This is a genomic window from Chryseobacterium pennae, from assembly GCF_003385515.1.
In the GTDB taxonomy this organism is placed as follows: Bacteria; Bacteroidota; Bacteroidia; order Flavobacteriales; family Weeksellaceae; genus Chryseobacterium; species Chryseobacterium pennae.
Genome location: NZ_QNVT01000070.1, coordinates 1 through 1,276 on the forward strand (window position 1 = coordinate 1; position 1,276 = coordinate 1,276).

A 1,276-nucleotide genomic window follows, 5' to 3' on the forward strand; every position below is an offset into this window, starting at 1 on the left:
TTTTTTAATCCCTGGAAAAGGGTAATTTTTTGTTGGACTAAAAGCAGCCAGTGATTTGCTTAGCTCTATGACAAAATCCTTGATTATTACAATCTTTTTCCCTGACATTCTTTCTACCAGTTTAATTTCTTTTTCTGTATAAAAATCTTTTGCAGGAAGTGAAGGACTTTCTCTAACTAAATAAGTTAAACGAAGTACCTCAAGAGAAACAATAGAATAAAATGTTAAGGCGTTAATCATCGTGTGTACATCATCAAACTGTAGCTTTTCTACCTGATATCCACCGCTTTTCATTGTAAAATGAAAGAGTCCAATTTTCCATCTTAATGAATAAAAATCAACCACCTGATTGGCCTGCTCCAAAGAGTCTACCGATAGATCCGTAAGAAGATACCAACAAATCTTTTCCTGTTCGTTCCTGTGGTCCTCTGTAACCTCTTCTGCAATAACCAAGGTATGTCCTTCCAATGCTTTTTTACCTTTATGGAATAGAGTTACCGCTGCAGTTCTTAAGGATAATTTTAAATGAACATGCTTTCCCTTCCTAAATATATCTATTTCTTTATATCCATGATTTTGAGCATTGAGAGAAATATCTGATAATTTTAGAAACCCTTGTTCTGATTCTAATCTGAAATTGCGCTGTTGAAATATTCTTGTAATATGAACTACATTTTTAGCTTTTTCCCTTTGAAAAAATTCAAGAAAATCGGCCTCTCTATCTTGAACCATTACTAAGGTCTTGTTCTTTATCTCACCTGCCAGTTCGTTGGTTTTTTCCATACTTTCAAGCCATTTACCGCTTTCTTTCCCCTGAAGGTTAACTGAGGAATTTCGACTCCAATATTGCTGATGGATAATGCCTAAAGCAACTCCTGTACTGGAAAAAGCTAATGTATTATGTTGTAAGATACCCAGAATATTACCTTGGATCTTACCTATACCCTCCATCTTTTTATGACCTGTATAATTATAGATACACGTATCCTGAGCAATAACTATATAATCTTCACATCTCTCTTTAATGTGTTTAATGGTATTGGTTCTATGATCTTCAAGCATGAAATAAGGGCTAAGTTGTTGTTTTGAAAAGGTATGGGCTATTCCTTGTCTAAAACTATTACCCATACATTGTGAAAATGAAACGCCAGGGTTAGCTAAGCATTTTTTTTGCCTTTTCTAAATTATTTATTTTCTGAGGACGTAGGCCCTTGATATTTTCAAAATCTTTCACAATACAAATTTAATCTTATTTCAAAACCACTACAAGATGAGC

1 protein-coding gene is annotated in these 1,276 nt (G+C 33.9%); it reads right to left on the reverse strand.

Going from position 1 to position 1,276, the window contains the following annotated elements; genetic code table 11:
• Window positions 1-1,128: IS4 family transposase (locus DRF65_RS28165; RefSeq protein WP_123947457.1), on the reverse strand; the 1,128-nt coding region annotated here is incomplete at its 3' end.
• Window positions 1,129-1,276: the final 148 nt, after the last annotated feature.